A 485-nucleotide genomic window follows, 5' to 3' on the forward strand; every position below is an offset into this window, starting at 1 on the left:
AATTTTATTCGAACTTTGAAAGAAAAACGGAAGGAAGTCCGGGGACAGCAATTTGTTGATGGGGCAGAGGGTCGTTTGGTGAGACATTCTGATTTGTCACTTTCAAAAAGTGATATTTTCCTTGCCAATTCTTTGGTAGAACGGCTGCGATTGTCTGATATTGTAGCCCATTTTAAGGGTAGGGATCCTAAATTGACAAAAGTTTGTGTAGATCTAACCAATCAGGAAGAAATTGTTAAATTTCCCGCCAAGGAGTTAACAGTGGAAACGAAAGTTGGGAGGACTGCACAAGTCTTTACTGTGTTGAATCGCCCCCAGTATTCTGAGTTGAATAAATTTGCTGAGCGGGGGTGGAAAGAGGCGAAGTCTGTTTGCCTCAATCTTCATATTAGAAGTTATGTTCCAGTGCACACGCCATTGTACGCTTTTTGCGTTATTATGTGGGGACATTCTTCTGATGCCAAAATTGCATCCCTTTGTGGAGC

General features: G+C 41.9%; 1 protein-coding gene. It reads left to right on the forward strand.

Translation table 11 applies throughout. From position 1 onward, the window contains the following. On the forward strand, positions 1 to 485 hold a 485-nt coding region (locus V6B97_RS17140), incomplete at both ends, for a hypothetical protein (protein WP_333507715.1).

This window comes from Nitratidesulfovibrio sp. 1201_IL3209 (assembly GCF_036763125.1).
Taxonomy (GTDB): Bacteria; Desulfobacterota; Desulfovibrionia; order Desulfovibrionales; family Desulfovibrionaceae; genus Cupidesulfovibrio.